This is a genomic window from Streptobacillus felis, from assembly GCF_001559775.1.
Taxonomy (GTDB): Bacteria; Fusobacteriota; Fusobacteriia; order Fusobacteriales; family Leptotrichiaceae; genus Streptobacillus; species Streptobacillus felis.
The window spans coordinates 1-943 of record NZ_LOHX01000014.1 but is presented as its reverse complement, the minus strand read 5'-3'; the positions used below and the strand labels follow the sequence as shown (position 1 = coordinate 943).

General features: G+C 31.1%; 1 pseudogene. It reads left to right on the top strand.

Going from position 1 to position 943, the window contains the following annotated elements:
- Positions 1-943, top strand: a pseudogene (locus tag AYC60_RS08770) (hypothetical protein); the annotation flags it as partial.

Here is a 943-nt window from a genome sequence, read left to right as displayed (position 1 = left end):
TACCAGGAAAAGATGGAAAAGATGCAGAAGCAAAAATCCGTGTAGAATATGGAGAAAAAGGTCTAGATGGAAATGATGGAGCTAATGGAGAGACTAAGACAAGAATTATCTATGAAAAACCAAATGGAGAAAAAGAAACAGTAGCAACATTAAAAGATGGATTAAGATTTAAAGGTGATAGTGCTAAAGTAATAGATAAAAAACTAAATGAAACTTTAGAAATAATAGGTGGAGCCGAAGAAAATAATTTAACTGATGGAAATATTGGTGTAATAGAAAAAGAAGGTAAATTAGAAATTAAACTGTCTAAAGATATTAAAGATATTACGTCTATAGGTGGTGGAGAAAATAAACCAAAAATTAGATTTGGAGATACTTCAATAAATGTAGATGCACCAATTAATGTTGGAGATAATCAAATTAATAATCTTAAGAGTGGTTTAGATGGAACTACATTGGCGGATGCAAGTGGAGATACATTAAAAAATGCAGTTAATGTTGAAGATTTAAAAAAAGCTATAACAGAAAACTCATATAACTTTAAAATTACTTCAAATACAGATGGTGGAACATTAAGTGGTAATAAAGAATTGAAAGATGTTTTAAAAAATTCAACAATAACATTACAATCAGGTAAAAATTTAAACATTAACCAAGAAGGAACTAAATTCACATATTCATTAAACAAAGACTTAACAGGAATTGATAGCATAAAAGTTGGAAAAGATGGATTAGATGGAACACCAGGAAAAGATGGAGTATCAATAACAGGACCAACAGGAGCAGCTGGAATTGATGGACAACCAGGTACAAATGGACTTGATGGTAAGATAGGAATCTCAGGAAAAGATGGAAAAGATGCAGTATCAATTTCAGGAAAAGACGGAATAGGAACTATAGGACTAACAGGACCTAAAGGAGTACCAGGAAAAGATGGAAAAGA